Source organism: Ignavibacteria bacterium (genome assembly GCA_016707005.1).
Lineage (GTDB): Bacteria > Bacteroidota > Ignavibacteria > Kapaibacteriales > Kapaibacteriaceae > UBA10438.
This window is the reverse complement of the sequence record JADJIQ010000005.1, coordinates 213,410-232,594: the sequence shown is the minus strand read 5'-3', so window position 1 is coordinate 232,594 and position 19,185 is coordinate 213,410. Positions and strand designations below refer to the sequence as shown.

The 19,185-nt window shown below is 51.4% G+C and carries 17 protein-coding genes; 11 read left to right on the top strand and 6 right to left on the bottom strand.

Features of this window, described 5'->3' with window-relative positions; translation table 11 throughout:
- Positions 1–42: 42 nt before the first annotated feature.
- Positions 43–621 (top strand): hypothetical protein, encoded by a 579-nt coding sequence (locus IPI29_09530; GenBank protein MBK7412780.1) that lies wholly within the window; start codon positions 43–45, stop codon positions 619–621.
- Positions 622–813: 192 nt separating this feature from the next.
- Here IPI29_09530 and IPI29_09525 read toward each other — a convergent pair whose 3' ends face one another.
- Positions 814–1,296, bottom strand: a complete 483-nt coding sequence (locus tag IPI29_09525) for a hypothetical protein (protein ID MBK7412779.1) — start codon at positions 1,294–1,296, stop codon at positions 814–816.
- Positions 1,297–1,456: 160 nt separating this feature from the next.
- Here IPI29_09525 and IPI29_09520 point away from each other — a divergent pair, with 160 nt between their 5' ends.
- The 4 genes from IPI29_09520 to IPI29_09505 all read left to right on the top strand — a co-directional run bounded on the left by IPI29_09520 (position 1,457) and on the right by IPI29_09505 (position 5,801).
- Positions 1,457–3,154 carry a tetratricopeptide repeat protein gene (locus tag IPI29_09520; GenBank protein MBK7412778.1) on the top strand — a complete coding sequence of 566 codons (1,698 nt, stop codon included), beginning with the start codon at positions 1,457–1,459 and terminating at the stop codon, positions 3,152–3,154.
- A complete protein-coding gene (locus IPI29_09515; GenBank protein MBK7412777.1) occupies positions 3,151–3,777 on the top strand; it encodes a response regulator transcription factor in 627 nt (208 codons plus the stop codon). The genes IPI29_09520 and IPI29_09515 overlap by 4 nt, the downstream gene beginning before the upstream one ends.
- Positions 3,778–3,870: 93 nt before the next feature.
- On the top strand, positions 3,871–4,827 hold the full coding sequence (locus IPI29_09510) for a class I SAM-dependent methyltransferase (GenBank protein MBK7412776.1): 957 nt from the start codon (positions 3,871–3,873) through the stop codon (positions 4,825–4,827).
- A 293-nt stretch (positions 4,828–5,120) separates the two neighbouring features.
- Complete coding sequence (locus IPI29_09505; protein MBK7412775.1) at positions 5,121–5,801, top strand: hypothetical protein; 681 nt, start codon at positions 5,121–5,123, stop codon at positions 5,799–5,801.
- Here the strand turns inward: IPI29_09505 and IPI29_09500 are convergent.
- From IPI29_09500 to IPI29_09490, 3 genes are all read right to left on the bottom strand, one after another.
- Complete coding sequence (locus IPI29_09500; GenBank protein ID MBK7412774.1) at positions 5,798–6,085, bottom strand: hypothetical protein; 288 nt, start codon at positions 6,083–6,085, stop codon at positions 5,798–5,800. The two genes, IPI29_09505 and IPI29_09500, sit on opposite strands and share 4 nt — an antisense overlap.
- A gap of 258 nt (positions 6,086–6,343) precedes the next feature.
- Positions 6,344–6,622, bottom strand: coding sequence for a hypothetical protein (locus tag IPI29_09495; protein MBK7412773.1), 279 nt, complete (start codon positions 6,620–6,622; stop codon positions 6,344–6,346).
- Between the two features lie 190 nt (positions 6,623–6,812).
- Positions 6,813–7,145, bottom strand: a complete 333-nt coding sequence (locus IPI29_09490; GenBank protein ID MBK7412772.1) for a hypothetical protein — start codon at positions 7,143–7,145, stop codon at positions 6,813–6,815.
- Between the two features lie 158 nt (positions 7,146–7,303).
- Between IPI29_09490 and IPI29_09485 the strand changes: the two genes are divergently transcribed.
- Complete coding sequence (locus IPI29_09485) at positions 7,304–9,937, top strand: exo-alpha-sialidase (protein MBK7412771.1); 2,634 nt, start codon at positions 7,304–7,306, stop codon at positions 9,935–9,937.
- A 52-nt stretch (positions 9,938–9,989) separates the two neighbouring features.
- Here IPI29_09485 and IPI29_09480 read toward each other — a convergent pair whose 3' ends face one another.
- A complete protein-coding gene (locus IPI29_09480; GenBank protein MBK7412770.1) occupies positions 9,990–11,168 on the bottom strand; it encodes a methionine adenosyltransferase in 1,179 nt (392 codons plus the stop codon).
- A 27-nt stretch (positions 11,169–11,195) separates the two neighbouring features.
- Positions 11,196–11,825, bottom strand: coding sequence for a hypothetical protein (locus tag IPI29_09475; protein MBK7412769.1), 630 nt, complete (start codon positions 11,823–11,825; stop codon positions 11,196–11,198).
- Positions 11,826–12,091: 266 nt separating this feature from the next.
- Here IPI29_09475 and IPI29_09470 point away from each other — a divergent pair, with 266 nt between their 5' ends.
- The 5 genes from IPI29_09470 to IPI29_09450 all read left to right on the top strand — a co-directional run bounded on the left by IPI29_09470 (position 12,092) and on the right by IPI29_09450 (position 19,183).
- The gene (locus tag IPI29_09470; protein MBK7412768.1) at positions 12,092–12,553 is read left to right on the top strand and encodes a hypothetical protein; all 462 of its coding nucleotides are present in this window, start codon (positions 12,092–12,094) and stop codon (positions 12,551–12,553) included.
- 188 nt (positions 12,554–12,741) lie between these two features.
- Positions 12,742–13,221, top strand: coding sequence for an ASCH domain-containing protein (locus IPI29_09465; GenBank protein ID MBK7412767.1), 480 nt, complete (start codon positions 12,742–12,744; stop codon positions 13,219–13,221).
- A gap of 187 nt (positions 13,222–13,408) precedes the next feature.
- Positions 13,409–15,214, top strand: coding sequence for a DUF262 domain-containing protein (locus tag IPI29_09460; GenBank protein ID MBK7412766.1), 1,806 nt, complete (start codon positions 13,409–13,411; stop codon positions 15,212–15,214).
- A 46-nt stretch (positions 15,215–15,260) separates the two neighbouring features.
- The gene (locus IPI29_09455; protein ID MBK7412765.1) at positions 15,261–16,277 is read left to right on the top strand and encodes a hypothetical protein; all 1,017 of its coding nucleotides are present in this window, start codon (positions 15,261–15,263) and stop codon (positions 16,275–16,277) included.
- Positions 16,278–16,342: 65 nt separating this feature from the next.
- A complete protein-coding gene (locus tag IPI29_09450) occupies positions 16,343–19,183 on the top strand; it encodes a site-specific DNA-methyltransferase (GenBank protein ID MBK7412764.1) in 2,841 nt (946 codons plus the stop codon).
- Positions 19,184–19,185: the final 2 nt, after the last annotated feature.

Sequence of the window (19,185 nt, the reverse complement as noted above, 5' to 3'; positions counted from 1 at the left end):
GTCGGCCAACGTCATGAGCGCACAACCTCGGGTATCCTCGCCATGATCGATCGAATCACGTTCGTCATCCTTGGGCTCATCGCCCTAAGCGTGGATGTCCGGTCCCAATCGATGGTGGACATGTGGCCATCATTCGAGGGGATCGGTGATCGTCCGGTGCAGAACTGGCGCGTCGGCATCGCTCCCGGTCTGGCGTTTCCTGTTGCCGACGCTGATCAGTGGGAGCGTACCCTAACGTGGGCTATTGATGTTGAGGGGCGTATTCCCAAGAGCCCCTTCTTCATCGTTGCAGGGTACCGATATGTAGATATCGATGAGGGCGGATATGCATGGTTTCCTGAGACACCACCAGAAGACCGCGATCGTTCCTACAAAGGAGCAGTGCTTGGCGTCGAGATGGAGCTTGCAGATAAACGAAAGACCCTGTTAACCACCGTTCGCATGACGGCGGGCTATCCTGTTACCTCTGTTGGTTCCTTCAACATCGAGACCGGTATCATGCTCGACGTCTATGTTATAGCAGGGGGCTCCTTCACACTCGATGTATCGGTTATGACCGGGTTCGACCCCGTGGAGATCCTCTGGGTGCCGGTAAGAATCGGGATGCGCTGGGGGTTGTGATTGGGGTGGGGTGGAGGTGGTCTACGTCACTCCCGACGTCTTACTCTCCCGGAGTGACGTCGGGAGTCTTACTCTCCCGGAGTGAATCACCCTTCTTGGCTCACCCCCAGCACTTCCCCCTCCTGTGAGGAAGGGGGAGTGAACTGTTAGCGAGTGTCGTACATGCCACTCGGGGCTCTTAACGCGCTGTGACTATTTCTTCTTTCCGGCCACGTTCTTCGAGGTCTTCGTCGTCTTCACTGCAGTTTTCTTTTCACTCTTGGGCGCTTTCGGTGCCTTTTTCGATACCCGTGAATTCTTTGCACGTGGCAGTTTCACATCGGTAACGTCAATTGGAGTTGCAGTCTCTGCAAGTTTTCCATTGAACAGAGTGTTCGTGTGGCTAACGATCAAGATCAGTGATCCACTTTCAATGAACTCTACACCACCAGGAGCGGTATGAAGGTTGTTGTCATCTACAAGAACTTCTGTGCCTGCCGGCAGTTGAATTCCGACGTTGTACTGACCCTGACGCGTACCATTGGCATGATTAATAAGGAAAGCAAACCCTAAGTTAGTAGCGTTGACACGCTTGAGATATACATTGCCCGGTGTTACCATCTTAGCCCCCTCTGAAGTGATTATGATTGAAAATCTTGAACCATTAAATCTAGTAAAGGTATGTTCGTGATACATACCGTAAAAAGGGGAATTAGTGACGTTGCTCGAATTTATTCATGGACTTGTTCGTGACGTAGAAGGTGCGCCCTCCGAGCCATTTTGGGTGGCTGCCAAAGCAGTCCAAAGTGCTTTCGTAGAAAGGGATGTCAAGGAAGCCGAACGGGTACTTTCCGAAATGCCTAAGCCATCCGGTGACGTAGAACAATTTGCTCTCGGATTGCTACAACTTCGGGCGGCTACAACATCGAGGGATGTTTCTCTTGCACAGCAACGCTGCAAAGAGTTGGAGACTCTCGACATTTACCGTGAACCTCTTGCCCGAGCAGCTGCAGATCATAGGATTGGAATTGTACTGAAGATGAGGGGGTGTATTGATGAAGCTATCACCCGCTTGCTCGGAGCTCGGTCGATATTCGACACAGAAGGGCGACAGTTGGAATCCGCTCTGTGTGTGACAGAGGTGGCTGCCATTTTACTCACTCGCGGAGATGTTGCAGGTGCAACCTCGGCCTACATTTCTGTCATAGACGTAATCGATCGCGAAGCAAGAGTATCCCAACGCGCTGCAGTCAAAGCCAACCTTGCATCCGCGCTTCAGCGGTCCGGCAACTTCATTGAAGCTGAGCGGCTCTACCTTGAATCTCTCACCGTAAGCCCCTTTCTCAAACCTGGACCTGAGCGAGCTACTCTTCTGCAGAACATCGCTGTTATAGCAAAGTTGGATGGGAGATACGATGTTGCTGAAGAGAGATATCGAGAGGCACTACGCTGTATTGAGGATAAGGGGCTCTACGGACAAAAAGCACGATTAAAAAATGGACTCGCCGATCTTGCACTGCGTTGTGATGACGTTGAATTGGCAAAACGTTTGGTGGAGGAGATAAGAGAGATCGATGAGATCCATCTCTCTCATGTAGTGAGAACGGAAGTTGCATCAATTAGTGCACGCGTCGCTGCTTTGGATGGAGATGTTCAGCAAGCGAAGAACATCGTGGATAAAGCTCGCACTCTTTCACGTGAGGCTGGACTTCTCGATGAGCGGCATGAGCTTCTTACAGATACATTACTCTATGTCAGGGAGCCTTCCTACAGACTATCGCTTCTCGAAGAGCTTGTAGAAGTACAGAGTGAGCGACTCAAAGCGGTTCCTTCATCTGTGAGTTCGATCATTGAGCTTCGTACACGGTATGAACATGAGAAGGCGGCACGTGAGATAGAAAGACAGCAGGAACTGACTCGCGTAATCATGGATACGCAGACACGCATGCTAGAAGAGATCGGTCGTGACCTGCACGATTCCGTAGGCCAAGATCTCACGGTTCTGCAAATGATGGTGGAACGCCTAGCCCCTTACGCGGGCAATGAGGTCGATACGCAGTATGAGAAGACCGTTGAAACGTTGAAGCAGGTGTCAGAAAGGGTCTATGGAAGTATTCGCCGGTTGTCGCACCTACTCTCTGGGGTTGGTATCACCGGCCCAGGTCTTCAACATGCTCTGGAGGATCTTGGTCGTGATGCCATGCTCGCAAATAGATCGTGCCACGTAGAAACGCTCGTAGTGGGAGATCTTCATACGATTAGTGATAATGTTGCTCGTACTCTTCTTCGACTCTTTCAAACCCTCATGCAGAATATCTTACGTCACGCCAAAGCAACCAAGTGCACCCTGCAGCTCATCGTGCGGCCGGATGCCATCGTTGCATCCGTTGAAGATAATGGAATCGGCTACGATTTGTTATCAGTTGAAAGGGGGCTAGGCACACGCGAGCTTTTTGCCCGTGCAGAACTCATTGGCGGATCTGCCCGCATAGACAGTGCGTTGGGTCACGGCACGTTTGTAGAGATCACTGTTCCTATGGAAGCAAGATCATGAAGATTCGACTCTACATCATGGACGACCACGAAATGATTCTCGATGGCCTTCGTTCGTACTTCGCGGGCAATGACGATTTTGAGATCGTCGGAACAGCAACCGATCCGCGTGTTGGACTTGAGGAGATCATACGTGCGAAGGATGTGATAGACATCGTGCTAACAGATGTTGAGATGCCGCATATGTCGGGTTTTGAGGTGTGCTCTAAACTTCAGGCACACACTGTAAAACCCAAGGTTGTCTTTCTTACATATCACGTCAACCCTGAGATCAGGTATAAAGTAGAGCGATCAAAAGCCGAGGGCTTGATCTACAAGAACGCTTCAAGGGAAGAGCTGTTCCACCTTCTCAAACTCGTGCATGAAGGCGAGTTAGGTCGGGTTGTTACCAAGCTCACGTATTTTCCTTCGCCAACCGCACTGACTACAACTGAACTAAGAGTGCTGTACTATATAGGGTGTTGTCACTACACTACCAAACAGATTGCGGCTGAGATGTTTAGAAGTGAAGAGACCATCAACTCGCATCGCAAGAACATCATGAGCAAGCTTGATGTGCACAAGAACACAGAGCTTGTACATTATGCAGAAAATCTCGGCTTGTGCAAGAACCCTCCTGTCTGAATGCTGTCCACCTATCGATGAAATCCCCTATTAGGGTGATGTATCGAAAAGGGGCTTTCCGGATGTTCGTATCGAACATTCAGAAAGAGGACAATGTATACACGTCAAACAAACACTGCACTACTTGAGCAGGCCTTACCATCGCTGCTCTCTGTGGCGGACCATGTATCGGGCAGTAGGCTTGATGAGTTGACCAACGGTAGGGTTGACGACCTTACGCGCACCATCAGCACACATTTGTTACCCATCGTGGAAGAGATTCGTCTCGGCAATGCGTCGCTACGAACCGAGTTGCATTCCACAATGGGCAATGTAGTTCGAAGGGGGCAGATCCAATCTCGTATGATCACCCAGCCACAGGGGTATGCCGGTGATTATCTCACACTCGATTGGATATACCAGCAGCCGTATGAGGGAAGTAGACAGGACGATGTGTGGAATCGGTTCTGTTACCGGCAGCAGGCCTCGCGTGCTGTTCGCTCGCGTATCGACATCGTTCGCAGCCTTGTCTCAAGTGTGATCTCACGTGCCACGTCTCCAAAGCGATTCCTTGATGTGGCCTCCGGTCCAGGTCGTATAGAGCGTAAAGTGATCGACCAACTCGGCTCGCCTCACTCTGCTGTGCATTTCGATCTCGTGGACGCCGATGCCGACGCTATCGAGTATTCCCGTGCACTCCTCTCTGACGAAGTGCCACCTGGCTACACCTTCGAGTTCCATCACCGCAACGCATTTCGTTTTGAACCATCAGCCCCATACGATGCCATTTGGTGTTGCGGTCTCTTTGACTACTTGGACGAGCGCAGGGCAGTGCGCCTGCTCGCAAAGATGTATTCCTGGCTAGGCGAAGGGGGCACTATGCTCATCGGAAACTTCGCAAAGGAGTGCACAACACAATGGATCATGGAAGGCCTTTACGGCTGGTCCCTCATCTACAGAACCAATGACGAATGCGAACAACTCTGCTACCAAGCAGGCATCCCGTCTGGCTCTGTAACACTCGAACGAGACGAGACGGGGAGTGTTGTGCTGATAGGGGTAGAGAAGTGAGGTGAGGCAAAGGGGCAATAGCAGGACGCACGCAAGAACACAACATCAATAACATCAACATAATCAAGGCCATTCACATGCGTTTCGCCACGCTACTTGTCTTTCTCATCTGCATGGCATTGACAACCTCGTTGTCGCAGATCGACGTGTTCAAACCAGGTTCGACCTACGGTCTGACGATGTCATACATCAATGATCTAGGGTCAAGTATGTATCGATTTACTGGGTCGTTGAAATATGGTCCCGTGAGACTCCTGCCATGGAAACACCGCTTTGTGTACTGTCCGCAACACATGGCACCCACGGCATGTGATTGCGAAAACATCAATCCAGATTCAATAAACATACACAACCAGCGGTTTGCGGCTAAGCTGAACGCGTTGCCGAAAATCGTCGACAGTGTCTTTGTACGTTACCCGGTTAGTCTCACAACTTTTGCAGGATATTCATTCCTATACAACGCGCCGTCATCAAACCCACTGATCGCACAATCGATTAACGTAGGTGGCGTTCATGGTGGGATCGTTGTTACATTCAACACTTCTACCATTCTAGACTGCATTTTCAACGACACGTCTCGTGGTGCATGGATTGACAAAGGAGGTATTGAGTTTCGACCATACGTTGGTTTAGGTCTCACTTTCTTAACCGCAACGTCAATAAAGACCAAACTCGATCGGACTCAACTTCCAGGCGTTGCGGATACGACGTCTATGAGTGCCGTCTTGAACCTGCCGGGAACGGTAGGCGTAGATATCATGGCGGGTGCCGCTTTTACCCTTGACTCTCAGATATCGATCCTCCTAGGGCTTTCTCTGTCAACAATCAGCTTCACCAATGCAACTCTTTCAGATATTGATCCAGCTATCGATCGCCAAGCTCGGGAGGTGTTTGGCAATGGTGAATTGAGTTTGGTTTCGTTTGATTTCAGCAGAATGGGTCTGATGGCGGGCGTGAGCATCAACATCGATTAGAGATGGCGGAATTCAACGTGATTCTCATTGGATTGGGGCTGGAATCCAGACAGGAGAGTCGCTATACAACACCATCTTGCAGCGCAGAACCCTCCAGTCTCGGAAGTGAATTTCTGGAAGCCGGGTGGAGGGGGCTTTGCAGCCTTGGAACCGGGGTGCCCCTTTGTGTTTAAGCTGAAGTCGCCGGTGAACAAGATCGCAGGTGTTGGCTTCTTCCATTCATACACGCGCTTGCCGATGCGATTGGCATGGGAGACGTTCACGATACAGAACGGACGTGACACATGCGAGCAATTCAGTGGTGCGATCTCCAAGTACAACAAGCACCCCGCGACTGCTCTTACCGAAGTAGGATGTGTTATACGTCAACGGAAAGTTCTATTTCAAATGGGACGGTAAACGACTTTCCACGCTACCAAAAGACGAACACCTTTGGCCACATCGCGAGCGTCTCGAGTAGCACATGGGGAATGTGTATGAGAAGTAAGGGGCAGGAGCGCGCCAACCGTTCCCACCGTCTGTTGTTGGGTAAAGAGTCTGACCTATAGAAAAACGCGCATTGCAATCGAGAACTCGATTGCGTTCACCCGCAGACCATACGTTGTGCTAACGTCAGTCAGTCCGTAACGATAGCGCAACGAACTGACCACCTCTGCATCTTCACTGACTAGCCTGTATTCTACGCCGGCAAATGCTGTTGCAGTCCATTTGACAATGCCATCTATTGTGCCCCTTGACAATACAAGAGATCGGCCTTCATCAAAGTACTCACACTCAGGGCAAAAGGACGGATCAAACACTGCATTAGGAGGTTCAATCATATGGAGCGTTCGTAAGAGTTCTGACTCCATGATGTACCCAATTGATGCCCCAAGTGAAACGGATAACGGGGTTTTGCCAATGCCCAACAAGATTGCAGGTGCGACTTCAACAGTAGAGAAGCTTACCGAACCCCGCCATTCGCTATATGAATAAACAACCTCCCCATTTTCATCCAGAGACGGCAGGCTATCACCTTCCCCTATACAGTGCCGCCTGAGATGTAACATACTGCGTACGTACGTCAAGCGACCATGGCCACGCCTCGCTGCTCGAAAGGGGAATTCCCAAATCAATCCCAAGAACAAGACCTTCACCAGTCTGCAACTCATAGTCCGGACAATTACAATCACCCGGTTCAACACTGATCGGCGAGGAACTTTGAAACGTGTTGAATGTTGCTCCTGCGACAAACCCGATACCTACTCTTGCGGCAACGGCTGAAGTATCATGAACAACGCCATAGGCAAGGTTGGTTGCTGCAATGAGTGTAGCAAGAAAGAAGAGCGCAAAACATCTGATCATCTGATTGAGACGGTACATTATATAAGCCACAAATAAACTATGTGCTCCGGAATCAGAGCCGGATGAAAACAAAGGTAGGCAGAAGCCCCTTTGAGCCAACCCGTTGTTTGTTCGCTGACAAGTTGTGTATGTTAATTGTTCAGTGAATGGGGTTAGGTATGAACAGATCAATTCTGGCGCTTTGTTGCTGCCTTGTGCTCGCAGCGCCACAAAGTATTGCGCAACAGCCAGAGTGGCTTTTTCAGATACCAAAGTACGGTCGTCTGAAAGGGGGCACTGGGTACATGAGTGTTGATCGTACACGATCGACAGTCCTCTTCGACGGTGGTGCGTACGATACGTATGCTACGTCGGATGGTGGCCAAACATGGCGGACGATCTTCGACATTAAGATGTTCTTCATCGATGTAGCAACAGAGTGGACCATTGACTGGTCGGGCAAGTGGTACTTCGTTGGCAACGTCTACATGAAGATTCCCGTTAATCTGGTGTCGGAAGATGGCGGTAATACGATTCGGTACCTCGTCAAGGACACGAGTGATATTGGTCTCAACGGTCGCTATGAACTTCGAGCCAAGTACATCCAACCTAGCACCGTCATCTTTGATATCATGAATAGTAGCCACCCATTTGATGGCGCAAACATTTCCTGCGACGCTGGTGATACATGGAAAAACGTAAAGTGGCCATCAATTGTCTATAACTCGATGACGCTTGCGCCTACACGTCCGGGTTACTTCGGCATGGTGGACAGTGAGGGGATGACCATCGAGGTTGATGCTTGTACTGGCGAACAAACATCGACGCGGATCGACAGTAAATCTCAATGGGTGCAACTGCGGAACGGTACTGTGATTCAGATCGGCGATCGCGGTGGTGTATCGATCGGACCTCGCAGCACGCTTGCGTTTCGTACCGATACAGCATACAATGCGCCAGGTGATACGGTCTCTCGCAAGATCGTCTGTCAATACGTTGGTCTTGTCAACGACTCACTCGCGATTGTTGTTGGTCGATACGGTGAAGTATGGACGGTCGGACATGATGCTGTACTCAAGGCGCATTACCTGCCGAAACGCTACACAGCGTATCAGCAGGTTACGGCTGTTGGTTCGCTCGGCGATCGACTACTCGTGAAGACCTATATCCCCGAGGGCAATGCTGCTACGGGCACTGTCTATACAATGATCAACACTGTAACCGGAGCGACCACCATCCATGAGCGTCCCGCCAGTGTGGAATATTTCTCATTTATCGCTTCTCTTGATCGGTACCAGATTGTACCTGTGAGTGATAGTGTATGGTACGGCGGGTTTCAATCCGGCGAGCTGCTCATGACCACCAATGCTGGCAGCACATGGAAGCTCGTGTCGAATATTAATCCCGATCCGCAATGGGGTGAGGGCTACATAAGTGTATCGCGCCTCTATCCGCGAGGCGATGGATCGATGGCATTGTTGAGTGAACACGGACGTGTAATGCTGAATGAGCCCGGCATGAACTCGTGGGACATTGTTGTGTCGGGTCCGTTCCTGCACAAGATCAAGCTTTCATCAAATACAACGCAACAGATCACACGAGGGTCACTCCTGTTCGGACCAGACGCCTATCGTCAGTATCGACATCGCTACGGTCCATCACAACTCTACTTTGCCCATCCCGATACAATGTGGGTCACCGGTGACGTGGTGACGCGATACGCATCGAATGGCTCGTTTATCGATACGGTGCTCCCTCGCAAGTCGCGTTTCATCAAGCAGCTGTCGCCTAGGATCATTGTATCAGCCATGGATTCTGTGTACTTCTCGTTCAATCAGGGCAAGGAGTGGGTTTACGTAAGCAACACGATGCCCGTGCTCGTACAGGGGAACGATACTACACGCGCAGCTATTGGTGACATGATTGTAGCTAATGACGGGGCCATCATCGCCGGGTTGCGCGGAATGCGCATCTATGATCTCGACAGTGGTAACCAACACGTTCCCCGAGATACCACACCGGGTGGACTCGTCATCAGTACGAACGATGGCAATACGTGGGAGCGCATTCCAAGCGCCATCGACACATCGCTGTACATCTCGTCGCTGTACAAGACTCCTACGGGCACATTACTCTGTCTTGCTGCCGAAGTCAACATCGATCCGTGGTACATCGAAGATTTCAGTGGTGAGTACCGCCGTCGTACAAGCCTTTCTCTCAACTGGGATAACCGAGATTATCAACTCGACCAATCATACATCTACCGATCGACCGATAATGGTCGCACGTGGACTCGAGTCTTCATCTTTCCCGACCGTCAGGCCTTGGGTGACACAGAGATCCGCTTTATCGAAATGCCCGACGGACGTGTGATGGCACTCCATCCCGACTTCGGTGTTGCGATCAGCGCAGATGACGGCAAGCGATGGGCAGTAGGCGATCCACTCAACATTGGCAATCCCGAGATCAACGACATCGTGTTCACATCTGATGGCTATGCACACCTTGCTACGTCTGAAGGCTATGCACGCATGCGCACGAACGACATCGTCAGCGTCCGCGACGGTCACGGCCGTCCGACGGATTCCGATCTTACTGTGTCGCTCTCGCGTGATGGTCGGTTGAACGTCTCATCGACGCGCGACATTTCGGCGCTGAACGTGTACGGGATCGATGGCTGCTTGATCACACAAACGCGGGGTGTTGCGCCGCAGCTCACTGCTGATCTCTCCTCGGCACCAACCGGAGCCTACGCCATTGAAGCACTGATCGATGGAGTGCCCGTACGCCGTATGGTGGCGTGGGTGAGGTGACGCACCCGGCACGCACCCGGCACCCTTGGTGCCGGGCACCAATGAATTGTAGCTATTCCGATTCCCATGAATAATGCCGATATCCACGCTTCTCGTACGCAGCAATGCCAAAGTGTCCACGACGTGCAGTGGCACCATAGATCGGCGCACGCAGGTGCAGCGTATCGATGATGGCACCGGGCGTTAATAGCGCTGCCGATACATCGGGCAAGCCGTATTCGATGCCGGTAGTGGGGTCGTAGACACGGTAGGAGACGGGTTCGGCCTGACCTATGGCATAGGCGAGCTGCACCTGGATGCTCTGCGCTGATGGCTGTTGCGACAACGCTCGCAGCGCAAGCCACCGAGCCATGTATGCGGCGCTACGATCTACCTTGCTGGGGTCCTTGCCGGAAAAGGCACCGCCGCCGATCGGACAGTCGGCACCGTACTGGTCCACCACGATCTTGCGACCGGTAAGTCCGCAGTCTGATACCGGACCACCCACATTCCACGAGCCCGCAGGGTTGATGTGGTAGACGGTCTTGGCTGAAAACATCTGCGCAATGTTGTGCGGCATCGCAGCCAGCACACGCGGCAAGATGGCGTCGGAGAACATCTCGCGCACACCGTGCAACGTCAACGAAGGAAGATGACACATCGATAGCACAACCGCCTGCACGGATGTTGCCACGCCACCGGAGTACAACAGCGATACCTGACTCTTCATATCGGGCTGCAACGCATACCGCACGCCCATACCACCGTATGCCTCTTCGATGAACAGTTTTGCCAGATAGATGGCAAGGGGCATGCGCGTTGGTGTGTCGCGCGTTGCATATCCAAACATGATGCCTTGGTCACCAGCTGTAACAAGAGCCCCCTGCCCAACAGCCGTATTGATCTCGGGTGCCTGCTGCGAAATGTTGAAGAGAATGGAGCACGTATTGCCATTGAAGTGCACGTCGTTGGAATTGTAGCCCACACCGCAGATCGTAGTCCGCAGGAGTGAGCGTAACTCGTCTTCCGATACATGGGCTGTGGACGTGATCTCGCCGGCCACATAGACGGTATCGCCTTTTACCATGGTTTCGCAGGCCACGCGTGCATCGGGATCCAACGCGAGGTAATGATCCAACACGGCATCGGATAGTTGGTCTGCGAGTTTGTCGGGATGGCCGGCAGAGACATATTCACTCGACCAAAGATATTCGCCCTGTTGTTGTAGGGGGCTTTGTTGTTGTGTGTTCATGAGAGTAGGGAAAGTTGTGTTGAAGATCTAGCGATGTCCGGCGGAAATAGTTGGGATCGGTGGCTGCCCACTGCGTTCTTCGCTCCAGCGCTGTTGTGCAAGATCGAAGGTGTAGTAGGCGTCGTACGTGATGCGATAGTGAAAGAGTAGAGGTGGACCAAAGCCATAGTGTAGCCGGCTCCACGTAGGAGCATCGTTCGGTAGCTGCTCGATGAGCAACGTCAGCGCTTGCAGTCGTTGTTCGATCGGAACCATATCGAGCACCCCTTGCGGAATAGCGACACGCTTGAAATGGTTCATACCTGCCCAGTACAGCGTAAGCAGCGTACAGTCTGGCCTACCCGGTCGATGTTCCACCCAAAGGTGAGGCGAGAACCTATTTCGTCGGAGTAGCTCGGCGCGTTCTTCGCACGCAGCATTTGCAGCGCGAGCCTCATCGATCGTGACGGCCACGGCAGCATCTAGGTCGGCCGGTACAAAGAGCGGACTTCGTCGCATTCGCTCCAGCAGATCTGCGTCGAAGAACTCACCTGCGCACAGCGCATCGAGTCGACGGAGAGCCTTATTGATATTGCCCAGTCCAAGGGCAGTGGGAAGTTGTCCGCGACGGACATCATGGCGAGCGCACTGCTGCGCCACGTATGCAGATAGATTCATACGAGACCTCATCGTTTGCGGCAGTGCCACCGGATCGAACCGGTTGGTGGTCTTCGTAGGGCCGCATCCCTCAGACCGTCGTGATGAGAATGACTGAATGCCAGTAAACGAGAAAGAAGAGACTACATTGTAAAGCTCGTACTTGGTGCCCGGCACCAAGGGTGCCGGGAGCGACAGGGTCGCGTGACTCCCCTCTCGGGCGACACATTACGTCGCCCAGATCTTCATGTTCGTGTTCCATATCATATTCATGAAGGGGCAAAAGCATGACAACCATTCCAGCATGGGCCGGTGAGCACGTACAGCGTGTATTGCGAACAGGGGAGACAATGAGGTACGTGGGATCCGGGAGGCTTGATGCAGTACCCCCTAGCGGCATCTTGGCCATGATCTATTGGGTCACGTACATCACAGCCAATTACCTCGCCATCTTCATCACCGCCTTCTTCCGCAACCGTGCTGTGATCGTCATCACCGATCAGCGCGTGATCATCGTTAGTGAGCGGTCGTGGAAGTTCCCGTTCTGGGTGATCACCTATTCGCAGCGACTCATTACCGAAACCATCGCCGTGGCCGACATCACAAGCCTGAGCACCGTCAGCGCAAAGTTCCTTTGGATCCTAAGCGCCAACGGCCTCCAACTCGAATGCGAATCCGGCAGCACCCGCATCATCAACGGTCTTAACGTCGCCGCACTCGAAGAAGCCAGAGCCTACGTACGCGGCTGACATAATACGCCCCATGATCCCGCCCCCTCACTCGGAACATCAGCTAGCTCGACTGATGCACAGAGGGGGCGGAGATCGTGGTAGGGGGTGTGGGGGTGCTAGTTGAAGACATGACAAATGTCATTTATGTCGTCAGGTCTTCTCCGCATGTTCGTACCAACAACGTATCACGTAAAAGGGGACACATCATGGCAACGCGTAAGATCCCAAACACCGACAAGCTACCTGCGATCAGCGTGCGGCAGCCATATACGAGCATGATCATGTTTATGCTGAAGGATATTGAGTTTCGGAGCTGGAACTCAAAGTATCGTGGACCAATGTTGATCCACGCCTCAAACTCATTGCCGGCCGATCACATTGCCCGTGTAGAATATGATATCGGCTGTTCGCAAGGAAATCTTGAAATGTACTTCAAGGGGTGCTACGTGGGAATCGCAGATATCATTGATGTTATTGTCTATAATGAAGAAGACAAAGAGCTGGAGCTGAAACGGGAGTTTGCATTTCTCATCGGCAACGTTGTGCCCTTCGAGGATGTGATACCAGGAAAGGGCGCTGCCAATCTCTTCTACCCAACGGATGAAGACTGGAAGAAGCTCAAGCCAACCGTTGATAAGGCGCTCGCCACGCTTAAGAAGATGAACGAAGAGAATGCCGAGGTCTAAAGGGATCCAACGCTGAGCTGTGTTTGATCGTTCCCGGCAACGAGGGTGCCGGGAGACCATGGTTGAAGTGAGAGAGAACGTGTAGATTGCCCCGGACACCCTTGCACCTGGAAGGGATCTGAGCGAGTGACGATAGAATCGAGCAAACTTCACTGTACACTCAACGAAGAGAGCAAGAGACAGACAAATGTATACACCTAAGTACGGCGTTACTCAGCAACCGATCTCTGTCATGATGGGGTGGATTGAGTCGAAGACCATCCTGATACCGGAGATTCAGAGACCATTTGTTTGGTCTCCATCCAAGGTCCGCGATCTCATGGACTCGTTGTACCGTGGTTTTCCTGTTGGGTACATCATTACGTGGCTGAATCCGAGTATTAAAGGGAAAGACGGGGCTACTGCCCTGGGTAAGCAGATCATCATTGACGGACAGCAAAGACTTACAGCGCTCACGGCGGCGTTAGCTGGTAAGCCTGTATTGAACGACAGCTATAAGAGAGTGCGGATCAAGATCGCCTTTCATCCAATGGAGGAGAAGTTTGAGACCCTTAACCCCGCCATAGAGAGGAATAGTCTTTGGATCAACGACATCTCTGAGGTCATGGCTCCCGGATTTAACGCATTGGAGTTCTTAGAGAATTACTGCTTGAAGAACCCCGACCTTGATCGCAACGTGGTGTTTCAACGGATCAATGGAGTGCAGCAGATCGCTCAACGGCCGATCGGTATCATCGAACTCGCTCCTGATCTGGACATTCAGACCGTAACGGAGATCTTTATCCGTATCAACTCACAAGGAGTTACGCTAAGTCAGGCTGACTTTGCGATGTCGAAGATCGCAGCAAGTGAAGAGTATGGCGGACCAATGCTCCGTAAGTGCGTGGACTACTTTGCCCGGCTCGCGGCGGCACCAGAGTTTCTTCCGCATTTGCAGGAGAACGACGGTGATTTTGTTGGGTCAGAGTACTTCCAGCGAATCAAGTGGATGGGAAAAGAGAACGACGATCTCTACGATCCGGATTATGCAGATGTACTTCGAGTAGCGTTCTGGTCTGAATTCGGTCGTGGGCGCCTTGTTGACCTAGTCAGTCTCTTGTCAGGCCGCAACTTTGAGACTCGCTCATATGAGTCGGCGATCGCAGAGGCATCCTTTGCAAAACTCAAAGAGGGAGTGTACAATGTTGTCAATGAGCACCAGTACAAGTCCCTGTTGCATATACTAACACAGGCAGGTTTTGTCAGCAGGTCGCTGATCAGATCGCAGAACGCTGTGAATATGTGTTATGCGATCTACCTGATCCTGCGAAAGAGGGGGCTTGCGAACGCTGATATACAGTACATCGTTCGAAGATGGTTTGTGATGAGTTTGTTGACCTCTCGATATGGTGGCTCAACTGAGACGCAAGTAGACTACGACATCACACGGCTCGAGGCTGCATCAAGTCCACGCGAATGGCTTCGGGAGGTGGAAGCAGCAGAACTCTCTGATGTCTTCTGGGACGTCTCCGTTGTTCAAAACCTGGATACTGCAAGTGTGAACTCGCCGGTCTTCAGCGTCTATCTCGCAGCTCAGGTTGCAATGAAGGCACGCGGATTCTTGTCCAGCCACTCCCATGCCCATGATCTCGTGAGAATCGGAAGCGATAAGCACCATCTCTTCCCGAAGGATCGATTGAAGAAGGCCGGTCATGGCAGAGGAGATTATAATCAGGTGGCCAATCTCGTTATCGCGGATACCACGATCAATATTCAGATCGGCAACAAGGAACCTGCTGACTACATGAAGATCGTCCGAGCCGAGATCGAGAAACCAGACGAACGCGAGATCACAACCCTACATAGCGAATCAGACCTCAAGTCGAATTTGGAGGAGCATGACATCCCTGCATCCTTCGTTGAGATGAGAACGTCAGACTACCAAGACTTCCTCGTCGCAAGAAGAGCGCTCATGGCTCAAAGGTTGAAGAAGTACTATCGAGAAGTGTTGTAGTCCGACTGAACGAAGAATGCCAATTGCCACCACTTAGAAGATGTCTATGAATGTACTCACTACTAACGTCGTCGACTTGCAAGGGCGCGACCTTGTAGAGACCGTTGTGACAGACCTACGTGATCACGTGATTGGGAAGGAGCGAGAATTCTTCGGTGCAGATATCAGCGTTGCACTATTGGAGAGACTGAGCGCTGACACTGAAAAGTTCTACCGCGTCTTGCATGCTGCTCTTTACGTCTGGAGCGAATTAGATGCGAAATCTGTCGAACTCGTTATTAACCTTGCCGCAGAATGCCATAGTGTGCTTCTAGAGATTGATTCTCTGGACGAAACAGAGAGATACTCTAGCAAATTCGTCAACGCAGTCGGAGATAGGTATGTGCGGATACGGGAAAGATTCTACAAGCCGAGCATCTCGATCATTGGCAGCGTTCGCTACATGCAGAGTGCCGGACTATATGATGAAACGGCAGAGGCAACACAAAAACGACTTGATGAGACATTCGAGGCATTTCGAAAGAAAGCAGAGATACATACAGATGAGCAGATGTCAAAACTACGTATTGCGCTGCAAGCTGAAGTCTCGAATAATGTCTCGCAAAAGACAATTGAGGAGATTGCTGGCGCATTGAAATGGATGCGAATCAAGGCAGCATTGTCAGCAGCCTTGGCAATGTTTGTCGCTGGTGGTGCAGTTGCGTTTGTGTTATACAATCACGACTCAGAAGTTAGTGGAAGCTACCAGATAGCATCGAGCATCGTTCGTCGGATTACCATCGTTACCATCGGCCTGCTCGCTGTTGGGGTCTTAATCCGGCTCTTCCGCTCGTATGTATCTTCAATTGAGGGCTTGCAGCATAAGAAGCGTCTTCTTAAGTCATTCCAGGAACTTCTGGTGATGGGTGGACCAGAAAACTCGCAGCATGTTTTTGCCCAGTTGATCGCCATCCTTGTGAAGCACGACTTTACCCTACAAACGGGAGAGAAGGCAGAAGATCACGAGTCCAGTATTATTGCAGGACTGGTGGCAGCAGTGCAGAAATCTGCCATCAAGACCTAGGTGTTGAGGTTGATATTCTATCGTTAGTTTCATAGGCTTGTTCACCACCATCGATCCCACCTCCCATGTCAAAGAAGAAAACCTCCATCCTTACAGAAGACTGGCAGACCAAGGTGGTCTCGTATCGACATCCTGAGCAGAAGAGGAAGAATATTCCGGAAGTAGGGTTGGTAACGCCGGAGTCGGATCCGGTGTCGCCAAAGACAACGTGGGCGTATGATCCGCATATCGACCCAGCCCTGCAGTTCGATAGCACACGTTCCAAGGTTGAAAAGGTCATTGACGATGCTCTTGCTTCGGGTGATGCGGAGACGATGCGAGAGGCTCTGGCAACATTAAAGCGCATGCAGGAGCCGTATCTCAACTGGACGGGTAAAGCAGAACGTACGTCGTTTGAGATCGACACAGTGTCCTTGCATGTGCATGAACGGATCGACCCGGCAAGTATCCTCTCTGCCCTTCAGAAGCAGGTGAGGGGGGCAAAGAACTTGCAAGACCTGACACAGATGGGTCTGTTCAGCGCACCGTTCGAAGAGCTTCCACTGCGAGATGCTATCAGCTTCTATAAACACGATAGGGGATGGAGTAACCGACTCATTGCGGGTGATTCCCTACTTGTGATGAATTCGCTGCTGCAAAAGGAGAGCATGGCTGGACAGGTACAGATGATCTATATCGATCCACCGTACGGGATTAGATACGGGAGTAATTTTCAACCATTTGTAAACCAAAGAGAAGTTAGCCCAGCAGACAAAGATTCGGACCTCAGCAGTGAACCGGAAATGATACGCGCTTTCCGTGATACATGGGAGTTAGGAATTCACTCGTATCTAACATACCTGCGAGACAGACTCCTCCTGGCGCGAGATTTAATGCATGATTCGGGTTCAATATTTGTTCAGATATCCGAAACGAATGAACATCTAATCCGATGCATGTTAGATGAGATCTTTGGGAAAGAACAGTTCGTAAGTATGATAACTTTCGTAAAGACGAGCAGTCAGCGATCTACAGATCTTCATAGAGTGTGTGACTATTTGCTGTGGTATTGTAAATCACGATCTATAAGACACTATCAGCAGATCTTCCGCGGTCGCCAAGATAGTGATAGCGAGCAAAGTAGTGTGGCATCGACTGACCTAACGTCTATCAACCCTGGATACAAGTATGAAATTCAATACCACGGGTCAAACTATAAGCTAGGAAGACGATATTGGACTATTGATAGAGAAAAGATTCAGCGTCTCGAGAGGCAAAGCAGGCTCATTGCGGCGTCAAACACATTGAGGTATGAGAGGAGATCCATTGATTTCCCTGCGATGCCACTCTCAAATGTTTGGACAGATACAACCGTCAGTGGTGCGGAAGGAAAAGTATACGTTGTACAGACCAGTTCTAAAGTGATTGAACGTTGTCTTTTGCTCTCAACTAAGCCTGGCGACATCGTCCTCGACATCACATGTGGCGCGGGCACAACAGCTACGGCCGCAGAAAAGTGGGGACGCCGCTGGATCACATGTGATACATCGCGTGTAGCGATCACACTCGCTAAACAGCGGCTCATGACGGCTTCGTTTGACTACTATGAGCTGCGCTATCCGAATGAAGGTCTCAAAGGCGGATTCATCTATGATACCGTGCCGCATGTGACTCTCAAGAGCATCGCGAACAATCCGGAAATCGACGTTATCTATGATGATATGCATCCGAAGATCGAGAGTGCTCTTGCCGAACTCAACGCAATGCTGCAGAAACACGCAAAGAACCTGAACTTCACCGTCACCGAAGGCGTGCGGAAGAAGAAGACTATCGTGCTAGGACCGAAGGAGTCCTTGTTTGAATGGGAAGTGCCGTTCAATCTACCAACAGATTGGCCTGCGCTGTGCAAAGCCCCCTTTGAACAATTCCATGCAGCACGAATTGTAATGCAGAAGAAGATGGATGCGAGCATTGCAGCTCATGCAGATCAGGAAGTACTATACGACAAGCCAAAGGTTTCCAAGAATAAGCTGCGCATCACCGGACCGTTCACGGTGGAGGCTGTTCCGTTTCCATCGGTGATCAATATCGACGATGCGGAGCCCCCTTCAGAACCGGATGTATCGGTGGCGAGATCGGGCGAGACATCGAGACAGAATAGATGGCGCGATGAGTTGCTCAAGACAGGGGTGCGGGGGAAGGGTGGACAGAAGATCGAGTTCTCGTCGATGGAAACACTGCCCGACCTGCGATACATCCATGCCATTGCCACGATGAAGGACACCGCCGATCGAGTGCTTGTGAGTTTTGGTCCCGACCATGCAGCTTTAGAACAACGTCAGGTAGAGCTTGCTATTCACGAATGTGGTATGATCAAGCCAGCAGCCAAGTTCATCCTCTTCTGTGCATTCACCTTCGACCCCGAAGCCGCCAAGGATATCGATGAAATGAGATATCCTGGAGTGACGCTCCTAAAGGCGCAGATGAACACCGACTTGTTGACGGAGGATCTCAAGAAGGCAGGGAAGAGCAACCAGAGCTTCTGGCTAATGGGTCAGCCCGATGTTGAGCTGCGTCAACGTTCCGACGGCACGTATGAAGTAGAGGTGCACGGCTTTGATTACTTCGATGTAGCCACCGGCGAGCTCAAGAGCGGTGGAAAGAAGAACATTGCTGTGTGGATGTTGGACACTGATTACGACAATCGATCGCTCTTCCCACGTCAGGTCTTCTTCCCCATGGCCGGCGAAAAAGACGGCTGGAACCGCCTCAAGAAAACCATTCGCGCAGAACTCGACGAATCCCGTATCGATGCATTCCACGGCACCGTCTCGCTACCCTTTGAAAAAGGGGAGTTCGGAACTATCGCTGTGAAGATCGTTGATGATCGGGGTATCGAGAGTTTGAAGATCATGAAGGTAGGGTGAGG